We start from the raw sequence: 15129 nt of genomic DNA, 5'->3' as shown, positions 1-15129 counted from the left end.
TTCTAATGTATGTCATCAGTTTTTATGAGGATTTGTATAAAATAGTGCAGAATCCCCTCCTATATTGTTTACCTCGCTGTATTGTACTTATGCTTAAGGAGCACCAATGACAGAACCTTCTCTTGAACCTCCAGTTTATAAGATAGGAGAGCTTAGATTTTCTCCTTTATCTGGAGTTCTCGAACTCTCGGGAGAGAAAGTTGTGCTTAGAGCAAGAGAAGCGAATTTACTTAACGCGTTGATTCAAAGCTTTCCTGAAGTACTAAGCCGGACTGAGATTGAAGCACAGCTGTGGAAAGATTCGTATGCGACCAATGCAACAATTAACCAAACTATTAAATCTTTGCGTTTTTCCTTAAAAGACGAAGAACGGATCATTATTAGAACGATTCCAAAACAAGGTTACTTACTTTCCAAGAAACCCGCAGTGGAGGAGACGAGCGACCATCTCCAGACAAAAGACGCTAAGGTCGAACTTCAAAGGCCGATTTTAAATAAAACGAACCGTATCTACTTTTACATCGCAACGCTTGGATCTATCTGTGCATTTGCATTAGGTGTTCTAGGTATTGGAAATCCACCTGATACACAGATTAGTCAAAAAATAGACCATGCGTGGTATTTAATGGAAGAGGTTCCTGCAACGCTACAGTCACAAGTTGCTGCGAAGTATGACAGTAAACAAGTGGTTGTGATGCACTCAGGTATGGGCTACCAAGTGTGCCAATTAGACAGTGAGGTATTACTATGCCAAAAACTTTAGGGTTTAAATGGTTAGCTGCACTTATCTTTATTGTTTTGGCCTATTTTTCAGGGCGTTACATAAACCAAGAATATATTGTCAACCACGAACGTGTTTTCAAGGGTATTTGGGAAGGAACGGGCGTTTTCACCTCAGGTAATACTTCAATTAATAGTAGCTCGGTTATGATTATTGAGCCTAATGACACTCGAGTTGCTATTAAAGTAGAGCACAATGGATATGCTTTCACGGTCGATGCTAATGTGACAATGAGGCATTCTCTAAATCAGCATGTGTATGGTGAGTTAAACAACCGAACAGTGACAGGCTTAGACAAATTTGTGAAGAATACCGGGTTGCTAGTGCCAAGAACACCTTCTTTATTAGTTGCAGAAGTATGGCGTCTAGATGAGGGACGCTTATTTATCAATATCATGGATTCGGGGGTTGTTATTGCTTCTTTTCCCTTGCAGAGAAAACATGCTCTTTAATGAGCATAGAAACTTATAACACGTTTTTCGTATAACTAGTGTTGATTAAAAGCCAATAAAAACAGTGTTTTGACTTTTTTTATTGGCTTTTTTTATATCTATTATTTTTTTTATTTCAAAACTACTTTTTTTGGTTGGAGGTGAACAGGTAAACCTATTTAAATATCGACAACATTCCCTATAACTTTAATAAAAGAGCATCATGCTCAAACATAAAAGGTAAGAAATATGTCGGTATCAACACCCTCTATACCCATTCAACAAGAGCACAATGGTCTCGCTAAGTGGTTTCCACTTATTGTTCTTCTCGCGGCTCAATTTTCAACTATGGCTGATAACTCGGGCTTGGCTATCTCAACGGATGCACTGATAGCACTGCACGGTGCCACTATGCCTCAAATTCAGATGGCAAATGCTATGTACCCACTGATTGCAGGTGCAGGTATGATTGCTGGTGGTTTGATTGGCCTCATCATCGGTTGGAAACGACAAATGATCATAGGCTCAGGCATGCTTGCAATAGCATCTTTTGGTGCGGCATTTGCGCCTAGCATGGAGGTGCTGAACTACGGTGCTCGTGTTGGTTCCGGTTTAGGTGCCTGTTTGTTAATTCCAGCCGTACTTGCCAATGTTGCAGGTATCTATAAAGGTAAAGATCAAGCGATTGCGTTCTCCGCAATTGCCGCATTGGTTGGCTTAGCAAGTGCTATTACGCCACTTTTATTTGGTTTCATTCTTGATTTTGCTAGCTTCAAAGTCGCTTTTATGGGGTTAGGTGTTTATTGCTTACTAGTGATGTTTGGTAGTATGAAGCTTCCTCAGCTAGAAGTTGCTCCGTTTAAAGGTAAACTGGATGTAATAGGTATTGCGTTAGCAGGTATCGGTTTGCTGCTATTCGTAACAGGTCTATTAAAGATCTCCGAGTGGGGCTTGGTAGCACCTTTGACGGATTTCTCAATTGTTGGTCTTTCTCCTGCTATTCCTACCGTATTACTTGGTGGCGCGGTTCTAAAAGCACTCATGATTTGGGAGCGTCGTTTTGAAGCGAATGGTGGTACGCCACTACTTCCACAATCTTATGTGAAAAATCCTCAGGTCGTTGTCGGCCTCGTATTGTGCGCAACAATTTTCTTGTTGTTCGGTGCAACTGGCTTTATTAACGTTTCTTACATGCAATTAGTGGCAGGCATGAGTGCACTTGCTTCGGGTATGGCTCTGTGTGCATTTGCATTGGGCATGATGATTGGCTCTTTAGGTGCCCCTGCTAAACTTTCACATTTGTCGTGTCAGCGTATATGTCAACTTGGCTTTATCGTTGCTGCCGCAGGTACTGCTCTTATGTTCCTTGGCTTTACAGCGGAAGGCATTACATTCTGGCAATACATCTCACTATTGATTTTTGGTATCGGTGCAGGTCTGTTGGCTTCTCAAGCGTCAATCGTTGTAACTTCGGCTCTTAGTGATCGTGAAGCTCAACAATCGGGCGGTATCCAAGCGACCTCTCGTAACGTTGGTCAAGCATTTGGTGTTGCTATTCTAGGTTCAGTGATGCTGTTCTCCCTAACAGGGGCGATTAAATCAAACATCTCTGAGCATGAGGCACTGAGTGCTGAAACAAAACAAATTATCGTTGAACAACCTTCATTACCGTTTGTTTCGAACGATATGGCGCTGGGTTTGATGGAAGATTTGATCGTTGATAAAGAAGAGCAACGTATTGTGATTCAAGTAATGGCTGAATCTCGCTTGCAGTCAGTTCAATATGCATTGATGACGTTGATCTTACTGATGATGGGGGGGCTTGCTCTTTGTTCTAAGTTACCTCAAAGATCGTTGATGAATAACGAATAATCTCTCTATAGTTAAGCCTCGGACTTGTCCGAGGTTTTTTAATTTTTACTCTATTAAATTATAGAAGAGGCCCTGATGATAAAAGCTTTCAATCAAAAACAGGGATTAGTGTTATACGTTCTTTGCATCGCGCAATTTACCCTATCGGCAGATATTGCTAATCTTTCTATTTCTACCTCAATTCTGGTCGATGTGCTGCAAACCGATGTGGCATCTATTCAAGTATTGGGTAGTGTTCAGCCTCTAGTTGGAGCTGCTCTCATGTTATCAGCCAGTATGCTCGGGCTGAAATTGGGGTGGAGAAAACTCTTAATTACAGGCTCAGCGTTAGGCTTTATTTCAACCTTTGCTTTCTTACTGTTCGATTCAATCAACACAATCACATTATTTATCAGACCACTTACAGGCTTGGCTTCCGCTCTTATATTGCCTTCTGTTTTGGCGCTTGTTGTTGCACATTGTCAAGGAAAGAGCAGGGCGATCGGCTTTGGTTTAATTGCGGCATCTACAGGATTAGCAGCCGCTATCATGCCCTTGTTAAGTGGCTGGTTGTACGATAATGTTGCCTGGCAATGGCCCTTTGTTATTATTGCATTGTGTTACGGCGTCACGCTTTTGGGAGCTCTGTTTCAAGTCAAACCTCTTGATACACAAGTTGATGTTAGATTCGATTATTTAGGTTCAATGCTTGTAGCAATAAGCATCGTTTTATTGTTTGTTGGTATACTGAAAATGCCAACATGGGGCGTTTTACTCGCTCATGATAACTATGATTACCTACCTTGGTTCCAGTTTGTTTTACCTCTTAGTCCAGCGTTGTTATGCACTGCCTTAGGTGCGTGTTTGTTGGCGTTATTCATTTATCAGCAACGCCATTTTGAAAAAGTAAATGGACGCTCGATTCTACCTATCAACTGGTTTAATAATAAATCCTGCCGCCATGGGTTTATGATCCTTGCGCTGATGTATCTGGCTTTAGGGGGAAGTAGTTTCGTCATCGTGACGTATCTACAAGTAGCGCTCTCCTTATCGGGTGCACACTCTGGCATGGTTATTCTCATTTTTTCAGTGTTTATGATCGCATTATCAATATTGACGCCTCTATTATTTAAATCCTTGTTACCACCACAAATTTGCCAGCTTGCCTTTATCGTCATTTCTTTGTCAGCGAGCTTACTTTTGATGGCAAGTGATTCTAGACAAATTGGTTACCTGTTTTATATAGGAATGGTGTTGCTGGGTTCTGCAATGGGAATGTTGGCGTCACAATGCCCGGTGATAATTACTGGTGCACTTGGTGAGCGAGAAGCAGAACAGTCTGGAGGACTACAAGCTACATTGAGAAATGTCGGTATGGTGTTGGGTTTAACCCTGTTTGGTGGCATCAACCAACATTTAATGGAAATGGAGGTACGTCGTACCTTACCGAGCAATATGGCGACTGAATTGCAAATTGAGCAAACTGCGACTATTCCTTATCTTTCTAATCAGCAAGTAGACGCTATTTCACAGCATTTTTCTTTATCTGAAGGTGAATCCAATCAATTGAAAGTGGTGAAATCTAGCGCCAGAGAGAAGGGATTCAACGGTGTAATGTATCTATTATTATTCATTGGGCTTGTTGGCTTTGAACTGAGTCGTCGGCTTGGTCGTGAATCTATTGAGGTTCGAAACATCATCCCTAGATGACGAAAAAAGGCCTAAATCACTCAAGATTTAGGCCTTTAAAGATTAGTTTGTGATTGAAGGCAACGGTTTATTACGCTTTTTAAACAGCAATGACTCAAATACAACAATAGAAACAATCGTGATATAGAATGCAACTACACCACCAAATGGACCATCAAATTGTACGCGTTCTCCGAACAAGAAAAGGATTGCCCCCATTGCGACAACTTTGGAACCGATTAATATAAACCAAGACGCAAAAAAGCGTTTAATTTTCGGTAATCTTGGTTGGCGAAGGCATAAATTGGCGGCGAAACTCTCAAACCAAACAGAAGTCTTGAGAACGAATGCCATAATTACAGCGGCTCCAAGAGCAAGCAATAACCCTTCAACGACCACCCAATTCCAAAATTGTCCATACATAAGCATGGCTATAGTGCCTATCACGCTACAGATCGTGATTTCTTTGATTATCTTCATTTTAATCCTTGTAAAAAGCCCTCTAAAGATTTGCTCTTTAGAGGGCTTAAATTGCAATTGATTAAGCGAACGCAGGTTCAGCTTTATCCGTTATTTGTGTTGTATGTACGGAAACATCACCACCTAACATTGTGGCATGAACTTTGATTTCTTTTACGTCTTGCTTCATCACTTCAAGTGGGTTTTTGTCGAGAATGGCCATGTCTGCTAACTTACCTACTTCAATAGAGCCGATCATGTGCTCTTGTTCCATTAAATACGCGGCACCTAAGGTGACAGCGTGTAGGGCTTGTTCAGCAGTCAGGCATTCTTCTTCTCCGTATACTTTTCCTGAGAATATACATTGACGATTCATTGCACCCCACATCATGAACAGTGGATCGACTTGTGTTACCTGATCATCACTATGAAGCGAAAACGGAATCCCTTTTTGAATCGAAGTCTGGAATGGATTTAACGTATTGACACGGACAGGACCTACAGTCTGTGTAGCGTGTACATCACCCCAAACAGGGATATGGGTAGCAAATAGGTTGTGAATCACACCTAAGGTTTTCATTCGGTCCATCTGCTCAGGAGTAACCATTTGATTATGTTCTAAACAGTGGCGTACATTTGGCTGAGGACATTCGTTTTGCAAACGTTCAATGATATCCAGTAGAGCATCAGTACATCCTTCTCCGTTACAGTGGAAAGAGATGCTATAACCGAGTTTGTGGGAAGCTAGTACGCTTTCGTACATAGTATCCATGCAGTACTGGAAGTGACCACTTTCACGACCGTTGTAGTATTTCTCGCCTTTTTTAAGAACCGCGGTAAATCCCTGAATAGAGCCGTCGGTAGCAATATGCTTTACTTTAGTTGCAAATAAACGGTCATTGCTTTGCGCTTTGAATTGCGCTAATTCTTCTTCGTTAAACTTAGGTACTAATGGAAAAGCGGCCATGCGAGCTTTGAATGCAGGCATCGTAGATAATGCTTGAAACAATGCAAATGGATTTGCTGGAATGCCCATGCCACAATCAGAAACAGTTGTTACGCCTAAGCGAGTGGTAATGTCAGAATATGCGATCATTGCGGCGATAGCATCTTGTGGTGTGCCCAAATCAAATGCTCCTACTTGAACAGCACGCATCATATCTGGAAGCTCAGCTACTTCACCTGTTAAGCGATCGTTTTTGCGAAATACAAATGCTGGATTATCGTCAAGACTAAAGCCAGTTTTCTCAATAGCGAGTGAGTTAAATGCTGCAACATGACATGAAGTGTGCATGAAGAAAATTGGGCTATCTGCACAGATATTATCTAGGAAATCACGATCTACTGTAATGTCACCTTTGAGTAGGAGAGGATCAAGACCCCATAAATTTAACCATTCTCCTTTTTTACCGGCTAAATTGTGCTCCTCAACATAACGTGAAACCGTGGCGATAAGCTCTTCTTTAGTCACGCTTGCTGCTAGTGTACGACCACCTTCAGCTTTACGCTCGATTTGACCTGCATAACCCAAACGTGCTGTAAAAAGTGCTGCAGTCAATGCATGCATGTGAGCTTCGATAAACCCAGGGACAATAGTTTTGTCTGAAAACTGAGAGTCTAAGCGATATTCTACGTTTTCATTGTTTAAGTAAGTTTCCGCTTGGTCTTTAGTACCGACAAACTGAATTTTGCCATTAGCTACCACAACGGCGTTACCGTGAGGTTGCACTTCATTAACGGTAATAAAATTGCCCGTGTAAAGAACGGTTTCTTCACTGTAATCGAGACCAGGTTTAAGAGTGTTATTGTTCATTATTTTTACTCCACAAATTAGTAGGGGATGAAATTAGGTTTGCCTAATCTCTTTAATGTGCCGAAATTGTTCTTTAAGCGCTAACCACAAAAAGTAGTTAAATATATTGAAAAATAGTTGAGGTAAGAAAATCTAAATCAATATAATTTATGATGATATATTCTTTAAATATCATTGGCTTATGCTTTTTCTATCCTGTTTGAATTTCAAACAACGCACCGACCTCATGAGTGCCAACATCCGCCTCTTCAATTAGTGGGACTCGCTCTTGTCTTAACTGCGCCAATTTAAGGGTAAGAACTATCAGTAAAACAATTAAAGTAAGAAACAAAAGAGGTCGATAACGTTTGTGGGTAGTTTCAGGCATGGTAATGACCTTTAGAATGATTAGAGGCCCCTTTATAGCCAATAAATCGTGGATATTCTGAAAGCTATAAGGCGTTAATACCCAATTTTATTTTTTGTCATCATTATTCATTTTAAGCTGATGCGTAGTTGGTTGATTAGTAACCGAGGGTAATACAGTATTAGCGATTGAGGCCCATTGGCTAGGCTGGAATCGAACACAGTGGATGGGGGCAGTGTGTAATTTTGACGACGAAAATTTAGAGCTAAAGAGTCGTTATAGCACTAGCTTCTTAGAGTTGGTCATAAAGAAAATCAGACGGGTATTAATGATTTTTATAGCAAAATGAAAAACTCGCCGAGTAGGGCGAGCTTTAGTGAGTAATAGGCTTTAACTAAGCGTTGCTGTTCAAGCTTCGACGACTACTCGAGTATCTTCACTCAGCGATTCTAGCTCTCGTGTGACATCTTCAACGGCAAGCTCAGCTGGAAGTTTAAGAGCAAGCTCTGCTGTAAACAGACTTGAACTCACACCACCACCACCGGCTAAGAATACTCGATGACAGTCCATATCTAGAATGCTGATACCTTGCCCATCTAATACTTGAGTAATTTCATTGACGATACCGGCTCGATCATTGGAATCGACTCTGAGGCTAAAGATTTCTTCTTTGTCATGTAGTGAGGCATCGGCATCAGTAAATTGGCAAACGAGCGCTTCGGTATTTTTGAAAGCGTTTTTGACAACGTCTTGATTGTCTTCAGGCAGATCCACTTTGATCACGCCTGCTACTTGGTGATCAATAAAGTTTACCTTACTGATCAGCCACTTTCCGCCGTTCTCATGAGTGATTGCGGAGAGACGCTTGATTGTCGATGGCGATGCAGTGCCGATAAAATTCACTATAAATGTAGTGTGCATGGTGTTTTCCTCCACAGTTTTGATAAGTCTATGAAAATTCAAAACTAAATGATTGATGTCTCTAGTTTAGAAAACATTACCGAGCCTTGCATGATATTGGTCAATAATTCATACAACACGTTGATTTTAATGTGAGAACTTAGATCTCAGATGTGTCTAGTTCGCTTATAAGTGCTCCAACCACTGGCGATTAACGGCAGATCTTCTATAAATAGGGTGAGATTTTGTAGAGAACCTTTTATGCTACGCAAGTTTATTTAAGGAAGTGAATATGATTATAAAACCTCGAATTCGTGGATTTATTTGTACCACAACACACCCAGTGGGCTGTGAAGCTAATGTAAAACAACAAATCGCTTACACTAAAGCGCAAGGACCAATTGCGAACGCACCTAAACGTGTTCTAGTCGTAGGTTCGTCAAGTGGCTATGGTCTATCTTCTCGTATCGCCGCGGCTTTCGGCGGTAATGCTGCGACTATCGGTGTATTCTTCGAGAAACCGGCAACAGAAAAGAAACCAGGCACTGCAGGGTTTTACAACGCAGCTGCGTTCGACAAGCTAGCTCATGAAGAAGGCTTGTACGCAAAAAGCTTGAATGGTGATGCGTTCTCAAACGAAGCAAAACAAAAAACCATCGAGCTTATCAAGGAAGATTTAGGTCAGATCGATATGGTGGTGTACTCACTGGCTTCTCCAGTGCGTAAGTTGCCAGAAACTGGCGAGCTGATTCGTTCATCTCTTAAGCCAATTGGTGAAACTTACACCTCTACTGCTGTAGACACTAATAAAGATCAAATTATCGAAGCAAGCATCGAGCCTGCGACTGAAGAAGAGATCGCCGATACCGTTACTGTAATGGGTGGTGAAGACTGGGAATTGTGGATCAATTCTCTTTCTGACGCTGGCGTATTAGCTGACGGTTGTAAGACTGTGGCTTACAGCTATATCGGTACTGAATTGACTTGGCCAATTTATTGGGATGGTGCTCTAGGCCGCGCTAAGATGGATCTAGACCGCGCTTCAACAGCATTGAATGAAAAACTATCGGCAACGGGCGGCACCGCTAATGTTGCAGTACTTAAGTCTGTTGTGACTCAAGCGAGTTCTGCCATTCCGGTAATGCCACTGTACATTGCAATGGTATTTAAGAAGATGCGAGAAGAAGGTGTACACGAAGGTTGTATGCAGCAGATCTATCGCATGTTTAGCCAACGTTTATACAAAGCAGATGGTACCGCAGCAGAAGTAGACGAAAGCAATCGTCTACGTCTAGATGATTGGGAACTTCGTGACGACATCCAGCAACATTGTCGTGATCTATGGCCTCAAATCACCTCTGAAAACATCAGAGAGTTAACGGATTACCAAGAGTATAAAGACGAGTTCTTAAGCTTATTTGGTTTCGGTGTTGAAGGCGTTGATTATGAAGCCGACGTTGATACGCTTGTCGACTTTGACGTTATTGATATCTAATTAACTCGTATCAATCATTTTTGTTAAGCCCTAGCAGTTCAACAACTGCTGGGGCTTTTTTTTGGTTTAGAGAATCTTGGCCTCATGCATTAATGCTTTAGTATCTTCTGGTGAAGTGGGTAGGCTAGGGACTCTTGGCTTTTCTGCAAATCTGCTTTTGAGCTTTAAGCTATCCTTAGAGTGGGCTTATACAAAGCAGGTGCAGAGTATGAAAGTCAAAATAGCAATATCACAGAAGCCACCAGTTCTATTAGAGTTAGAACCGAGTATTGAAGTGGCTTTAGATATCATCGAAGAGGCGGCGAAGCAGGGAACTCAACTGCTGGTCTTTCCTGAAACCTTTTTACCTGGTTATCCGACATGGGTATGGAGGCTGAAACCAGGAGGAGATATGGCGATCGGAAATGAGATTCATAGTAAGTTGCGCCAAAACGCAGTTGATTTGCACAATGGAGGATTAGATAAGATTTGTGGCGCTGCAGCAACACATAACATGGTTATTGTGATTGGATTTACAGAGCTTGATTCTATATACAGTGGGAGCAGTTTATATAATTCAGTTGCTGTAATTGATGCGGACGGAACGATAGTCAACAGACACCGAAAACTGATGCCAACTAATCCCGAGAGAATGATTTGGGGAATGGGAGATGCGTCAGGGTTACGGGTCGTCGATACCGCTGTAGGCAGGGTAGGCGCTCTCATATGTTGGGAGAACTATATGCCAATGGCGCGATATGCATTGTATGCACAAAATATTGATATTTATATCGCTCCTACATGGGATAGTGGTGACACGTGGCTAGCATCAATGAACCACATAGCACGTGAAGGCGGTTGCTGGGTATTATCAACAGCGACAGCGCTTCATGGCAAAGACATACCAGAGAGTTTCCCCAATGGTGAGGCTCTATTTAGTAAAGAGGAATGGATTAACCCTGGCGATGCGGTTGTGGTGAAACCATTTGGCGGCATATTAGCGGGCCCTTTACATGAAGAGCAGGGGGTACTGTACGCCGACATTGAGACCGAAGATTCAGCTAAGTCACGGAAAACCCTAGATGTTTCCGGGCATTATCATAGACCTGATATTTTTCATTTTGAAGTGGATAGGCGATCTTCTCCCCCATTTGTTTTTTGGGACGATGAAGACTTTTAATGGACTATAATTATATAAACAAAAATACGTTTGTTAGGAACAAAGTAAAGGTTAAGAAAGGATTTCTCAATAGGCCTCGTATTTAAGTATGCCTATGATTTAAGAAGTGCAAGATAGAATTGGGTACCTTGCCTTGTTGTATAAATCTCTTCGACCTAGGACTTGATTATGTCTAGATACTACATCGATTGTCGAGATTACCCTGGAGAAATAAAATGTCTGTAGCTTTAGCAGCTGACACCAAAGAGGAATTACTGCTAGCGGTGGTTGAGCACGGAACTAAGGTGCACGGATACGACGACACACCCGAGTTTCGCGAGCAAATAATGAAAGAATTCAAGCAAGGAACACCTCCAGTGTAGGTATTTTAAGTTTTTTAGCCGCCTATTTAAGGCGGCTTTTTTGTGCCCCTTTAAAGTAAAAAAAGCCCCTTTCCGAAGTAAGGAGCTTGAGTTAAGGGAGTGCTTATTATTCTTAGTAGAACAACACCATAAACATACCCATCAGAGTTAGTAGTGTATTGGATACCGCGTAAGGTACTGTGTAGCCAAGCATTGGAATGTTGCTTTGTGCTTTTTCGCCAACCATAGCAACAGATGCTGTACTTGTGCGAGCTCCGCCACAAATACCTAAGTTAATAGCAGGGTGGAACTTAAAGATGTATTTGCCAATCAGTGGTGCAAGTATCATTGGGATAGCGGTTGCTGCTGCGCCAATAACAAACAAGCCTGCCCCCGCACTTTTTAGACCAGCTATGAAGCCTGGACCAGCTGAGATGCCAACGATAGCGATGAATACATTCAAGCCAACTGAGTTCATAAACCATTGAGTTGGTGCTGGTAAGCGAGCAAACGTTGGGTGGATAGAGCGTAACCAACCTAAGACTAGACCACCAATTAACACACCACCGGATACAGACAGAGTAACTGGAGCGCCATCAATATTTACAGCTAGGGCGCCTAATAGACCAAAGATAACGATGAATAGACCTACCCAAACCATATCAGTTTCAGTAGATGTTCTATCAACATGGCCCACTTCTTTTTCTAGGCGCTCAGTGTGTGTTTTAGTACCAGTGATGCTTAGAGTATCACCACGATGAACTTCAGTTTGAGCGAGTAGTGGAATTTCTTGTCCCGCTGCTCCACGAGTGATTTTATTAAGGAATACACCACGAGTGTAGTCTTCCTCAGCAAGGGCTACTAGTGTGCGATCTGCAAACTTTTTGTTGGTAACAACGAGTTCTACCGTTTCTAGAGGCAAGTTATCCAGTTCATCATCAACAACTTCAGTTAGGAACTGCTGAGCGTGTACAAGCGCATCTGAGTGGCCAGTTAAAGCAATGATATCGTGCGCACGAAGTTTGGTGCTTGGTTCGAAATCGATGGTTTCGCCATCACGTTTAATTTTCTCAATGAATAGACGTTCTTCATTATGTTGAGATTCGAAATTCGCTACTGTTGTATCATTGATGCTTTCGTTGATTTCATAAGTGCGTGATTCAGTACGATGCCATACACGAGAAATACCGTCTTTAGGAGTGCCTTGAGACATTTCTTTCTCGTAGTCTTTACAAGCTTCAACTAGGTCAACACCAAGAAGCTTAGGACCTAAATACGCCAGAATCATACCAGTACCGATAGTACCAAACAGGTAACAGATTGCGTAGGCTACAGGAATTTGGTCTAGTAGTTCTTTGCTGTTGCTGAAACCAGATGAGTTAATAGCGTCTGTTGCAAGACCAATAGAAGCTGAAATAGTTTGTGCACCAGCCCAAAGACCAGCAGCTAAACCAACATCGTAGCCAGCGATCTTTGCGCCCGCATAAGTTACAGCAAAACATAGGAAAGAAATAAGTACTGCAAATATTGCTTGTGGTGCACCATTTTTTGCCACACCTCGCACAAACTGAGGTCCAACGCCATAACCTACAGCAAATAGGAACATAGTGAAGAACATAGACTTAACTTGCGAAGATATAGCAATATCGAGTTGTCCAACAAGTACACCAACAATTAGGGTACCTGTTACTGCGCCAAGGCTAAAGTGACCAAATTTGAGAGCACCTATCCAGTAGCCAATACCTAATGTCAAGAATATTGCTAGAGATTGATGCTCACGAAAAACCTTTACGATCCACATTGGTTCAGATTGTGGTTGTGCTTTTACAACAGTAGTATCAGTGCTCGCTGCACTTTGAGTGTGTTCTTGTGCTTGTGCTGCGTTGAACAAGCTAATTGATTGCGTGCCTTGCCCTGCATCAATATTGACAGTACCGGCCAACATAAATACGGCTAGAAAGCTCATGAATAGATGCTTTACAAATTTAGACGGACATAGTTTCGTAAAAAATGCCATTTTAACCTCTGATTGGATAAATGTTTAACTGCAAATCAAGCAATGACCGAACTGAATTAGTTGCTGTAGAGCCAATATTTGATGTGCTAAATGTTTATGAGTTATGGGGCTAGCAAACTAGCCCCGCTTGTTATTTTTGATTATGAGTGGTTGAAAGTGCTTGAGCTCTCTTCGTCAACTGAGTTAACGATTGGGAACTTTTCAAACTTCTCAATAGTGCGTTTCAAGTCTTGAATTAGAAGATCTACCATGTCGTGACTTACGCCGTGACGAATTAGGATTCGCATGATGACTAAGTCTTCGCGGTTAGAAGGCATAGAGTATGCAGCGATCTGCCATCCACGAGCGCGAATTGCGTCACTAAGGTCAAATAAGTTAAAGCCCGCATCTACGTCTTTTTTCAAGCTAAAGCTCATTGCTGGAATACCACCACGGCCGTCATAGATAATGTCAAATAGACCTAACTTAGCGACTTCGTCTGATAGGTATTGTGCTGAGTGATAACAAGCATCATGAATGCGTTTGTAACCTTCTTTACCAAGGCGTAGGAAGTTGTAGTACTGCGCTACAATCTGACCACCTGGGCGAGAGAAGTTAAGTGCAAACGTAGGCATATCACCACCTAGGTAGTTCACACGGAAGATAAGATCTTCTGGTAGGTCACTTGCTTCACGGAATACAACCCAACCCACACCAAGAGGTGCTAGACCGTATTTGTGACCAGATGCGTTGATTGACTTAACGCGTGGAATACGGAAATCCCATTCTAGCTCTGGGTCACAGAAAGGTGCGATGAATGCGCCGCTTGCGCCATCAACGTGCATAGGAACGTCAAGACCAGTTTCAGCTTCTAGCTTGTCTAGTGCATCAGCAATTGCTTTTACTGGTTCGTATTGACAGGTAAAAGTTACGCCTAGAGTTGGAACGACACCAATAGTGTTTTCGTCAACACGAGCTAGTACTTCTTCGGGAGTCATAAGCAAACGATCACCTTCCATAGGGATCTCACGAAGTTCTACATCCCAGTATTTAGCAAACTTGTGCCAGCACACTTGAACAGGACCACAAATAAGGTTTGGTCTATCTGTAGACTTACCTTCTTTGCGACGCTTTTCACGCCAGCGCCATTTCATTGCCATACCACCAAGCATTGCTGCTTCACTAGAGCCTGTAGTTGAACAGCCCATTGTGTTTTCAGCGTCTGGAGAGTTCCAAAGGTCGGCTAGCATGCGTACACAACGATTTTCAATTTCAGCAGTTTGTGGGTATTCATCTTTATCAATCATGTTTTTGTCGATGCACTCATCCATGATTTTATGAATATTGCCATCTACCCAAGTTTGACAAAAAGTCGCTAAATTCTGACGAGAATTACCATCTAGGATTAATTCATCAGAAACTAATTGATAAGCAGCTTCAGGATTTGATTCATTACTAGGAAATGTATTGTTATCAACAGAAGAATCTAGTAATACATCTGCAAATACATCATCAGTCGCTTGGTTTTTCTTTTCGTTAAGTAGCATTCTAAGCTCCGCTAGTTTAAGTAATGAGACAAGTAATGATTAATTTGTTTAACCTGTCTCGGTTAGGACGAGATGAATTATTGATGATTCACGTTACTAAAACATAAACACCTAATAAAAAAGTGCTAATAAAAACATCATTTAAGAAATTAGATGAATAGTTTATTTAAATTATTATTATGTTATTCATCATAAGAAAACAATTTGAGATATTTTTTTCGATGAGATCGGTTAACTTTCAATTTTTCACGTCAATAATTAGATAATTCCTATGTGAAAAACCATTTCCAACTATAGGTAAAGACAGAAAAACCAGTTATT

13 protein-coding genes are annotated in these 15129 nt (G+C 41.6%); 7 read left to right on the top strand and 6 right to left on the bottom strand.

Annotated features, from left to right (window positions below):
* Positions 1–106 precede the first annotated feature (106 nt).
* From OCU48_RS07335 to OCU48_RS07320, 4 genes are all read left to right on the top strand, one after another.
* Positions 107–763, top strand: a complete 657-nt coding sequence (locus OCU48_RS07335) for a winged helix-turn-helix domain-containing protein (RefSeq protein ID WP_141345351.1) — start codon at positions 107–109, stop codon at positions 761–763.
* Positions 748–1233 (top strand): hypothetical protein, encoded by a 486-nt coding sequence (locus OCU48_RS07330; protein WP_141345350.1) that lies wholly within the window; start codon positions 748–750, stop codon positions 1231–1233. The genes OCU48_RS07335 and OCU48_RS07330 overlap by 16 nt, the downstream gene beginning before the upstream one ends.
* Positions 1234–1461: 228 nt before the next feature.
* Entirely contained in the window at positions 1462–3084 is a 1623-nt protein-coding gene (locus tag OCU48_RS07325) for an MFS transporter (RefSeq protein WP_141345349.1), read from the top strand.
* 75 nt (positions 3085–3159) lie between these two features.
* A complete protein-coding gene (locus tag OCU48_RS07320; protein ID WP_141345348.1) occupies positions 3160–4773 on the top strand; it encodes an MFS transporter in 1614 nt (537 codons plus the stop codon).
* Between the two features lie 42 nt (positions 4774–4815).
* Here the strand turns inward: OCU48_RS07320 and OCU48_RS07315 are convergent, their stop codons facing one another.
* The 4 genes from OCU48_RS07315 to OCU48_RS07300 all read right to left on the bottom strand — a co-directional run bounded on the left by OCU48_RS07315 (position 4816) and on the right by OCU48_RS07300 (position 8291).
* Positions 4816–5232: a hypothetical protein gene (locus OCU48_RS07315; RefSeq protein ID WP_141345347.1), complete on the bottom strand. Its 417-nt coding sequence runs from the start codon at positions 5230–5232 to the stop codon at positions 4816–4818.
* 61 nt (positions 5233–5293) lie between these two features.
* Positions 5294–7024: an amidohydrolase gene (locus OCU48_RS07310; protein ID WP_141345346.1), complete on the bottom strand. Its 1731-nt coding sequence runs from the start codon at positions 7022–7024 to the stop codon at positions 5294–5296.
* Positions 7025–7214: 190 nt separating this feature from the next.
* The gene (locus tag OCU48_RS07305) at positions 7215–7391 is read right to left on the bottom strand and encodes a hypothetical protein (RefSeq protein WP_167496178.1); all 177 of its coding nucleotides are present in this window, start codon (positions 7389–7391) and stop codon (positions 7215–7217) included.
* 387 nt (positions 7392–7778) lie between these two features.
* Positions 7779–8291 (bottom strand): glycine cleavage system transcriptional repressor, encoded by a 513-nt coding sequence (locus OCU48_RS07300; protein WP_141345345.1) that lies wholly within the window; start codon positions 8289–8291, stop codon positions 7779–7781.
* A gap of 271 nt (positions 8292–8562) precedes the next feature.
* Here OCU48_RS07300 and fabV point away from each other — a divergent pair, with 271 nt between their 5' ends.
* The 3 genes from fabV (at position 8563) to OCU48_RS07285 (ending at position 11286) form a co-directional block, all read left to right on the top strand.
* Positions 8563–9765: an enoyl-ACP reductase FabV gene (fabV, locus tag OCU48_RS07295; RefSeq protein ID WP_141345344.1), complete on the top strand. Its 1203-nt coding sequence runs from the start codon at positions 8563–8565 to the stop codon at positions 9763–9765.
* Between the two features lie 208 nt (positions 9766–9973).
* Positions 9974–10924 (top strand): carbon-nitrogen hydrolase family protein, encoded by a 951-nt coding sequence (locus OCU48_RS07290; protein ID WP_141345343.1) that lies wholly within the window; start codon positions 9974–9976, stop codon positions 10922–10924.
* A 215-nt stretch (positions 10925–11139) separates the two neighbouring features.
* The gene (locus OCU48_RS07285; protein WP_244312291.1) at positions 11140–11286 is read left to right on the top strand and encodes a DUF1059 domain-containing protein; all 147 of its coding nucleotides are present in this window, start codon (positions 11140–11142) and stop codon (positions 11284–11286) included.
* 112 nt (positions 11287–11398) lie between these two features.
* Here OCU48_RS07285 and aspT read toward each other — a convergent pair whose 3' ends face one another.
* Together aspT and gad are read right to left on the bottom strand one after the other, a co-directional pair.
* Positions 11399–13231, bottom strand: a complete 1833-nt coding sequence (gene aspT, locus OCU48_RS07280) for an aspartate-alanine antiporter (RefSeq protein WP_244312290.1) — start codon at positions 13229–13231, stop codon at positions 11399–11401.
* A 191-nt stretch (positions 13232–13422) separates the two neighbouring features.
* A complete protein-coding gene (gene gad, locus OCU48_RS07275; protein WP_141345341.1) occupies positions 13423–14808 on the bottom strand; it encodes a glutamate decarboxylase in 1386 nt (461 codons plus the stop codon).
* Positions 14809–15129 lie beyond the last annotated feature (321 nt).

This window comes from Vibrio inusitatus, assembly GCA_024346935.1.
GTDB lineage: Bacteria > Pseudomonadota > Gammaproteobacteria > Enterobacterales > Vibrionaceae > Vibrio > Vibrio inusitatus.
The sequence above is the reverse complement of the archived record's forward strand: the minus strand, read 5'-3'. Positions and strand labels throughout refer to the sequence as shown.

What these genes read in the sequence shown, in the direction of transcription:
- OCU48_RS07315 (WP_141345347.1), bottom strand. Translation starts at nt 5,232, where the DNA reads ATGAAGATAATCAAAGAAATCACGATCTGTAGCGTGATAGGCACTATA.
- aspT (WP_244312290.1), bottom strand. Translation starts at nt 13,231, where the DNA reads ATGAGCTTTCTAGCCGTATTTATGTTGGCCGGTACTGTCAATATTGAT.
- OCU48_RS07300 (WP_141345345.1), bottom strand. Translation starts at nt 8,291, where the DNA reads ATGCACACTACATTTATAGTGAATTTTATCGGCACTGCATCGCCATCG.
- OCU48_RS07310 (WP_141345346.1), bottom strand. Translation starts at nt 7,024, where the DNA reads ATGAACAATAACACTCTTAAACCTGGTCTCGATTACAGTGAAGAAACC.
- OCU48_RS07290 (WP_141345343.1), top strand. Translation starts at nt 9,974, where the DNA reads ATGAAAGTCAAAATAGCAATATCACAGAAGCCACCAGTTCTATTAGAG.
- OCU48_RS07285 (WP_244312291.1), top strand. Translation starts at nt 11,140, where the DNA reads ATGTCTGTAGCTTTAGCAGCTGACACCAAAGAGGAATTACTGCTAGCG.
- fabV (WP_141345344.1), top strand. Translation starts at nt 8,563, where the DNA reads ATGATTATAAAACCTCGAATTCGTGGATTTATTTGTACCACAACACAC.
- OCU48_RS07320 (WP_141345348.1), top strand. Translation starts at nt 3,160, where the DNA reads ATGATAAAAGCTTTCAATCAAAAACAGGGATTAGTGTTATACGTTCTT.
- OCU48_RS07330 (WP_141345350.1), top strand. Translation starts at nt 748, where the DNA reads ATGCCAAAAACTTTAGGGTTTAAATGGTTAGCTGCACTTATCTTTATT.
- OCU48_RS07305 (WP_167496178.1), bottom strand. Translation starts at nt 7,391, where the DNA reads ATGCCTGAAACTACCCACAAACGTTATCGACCTCTTTTGTTTCTTACT.
- OCU48_RS07325 (WP_141345349.1), top strand. Translation starts at nt 1,462, where the DNA reads ATGTCGGTATCAACACCCTCTATACCCATTCAACAAGAGCACAATGGT.
- gad (WP_141345341.1), bottom strand. Translation starts at nt 14,808, where the DNA reads ATGCTACTTAACGAAAAGAAAAACCAAGCGACTGATGATGTATTTGCA.
- OCU48_RS07335 (WP_141345351.1), top strand. Translation starts at nt 107, where the DNA reads ATGACAGAACCTTCTCTTGAACCTCCAGTTTATAAGATAGGAGAGCTT.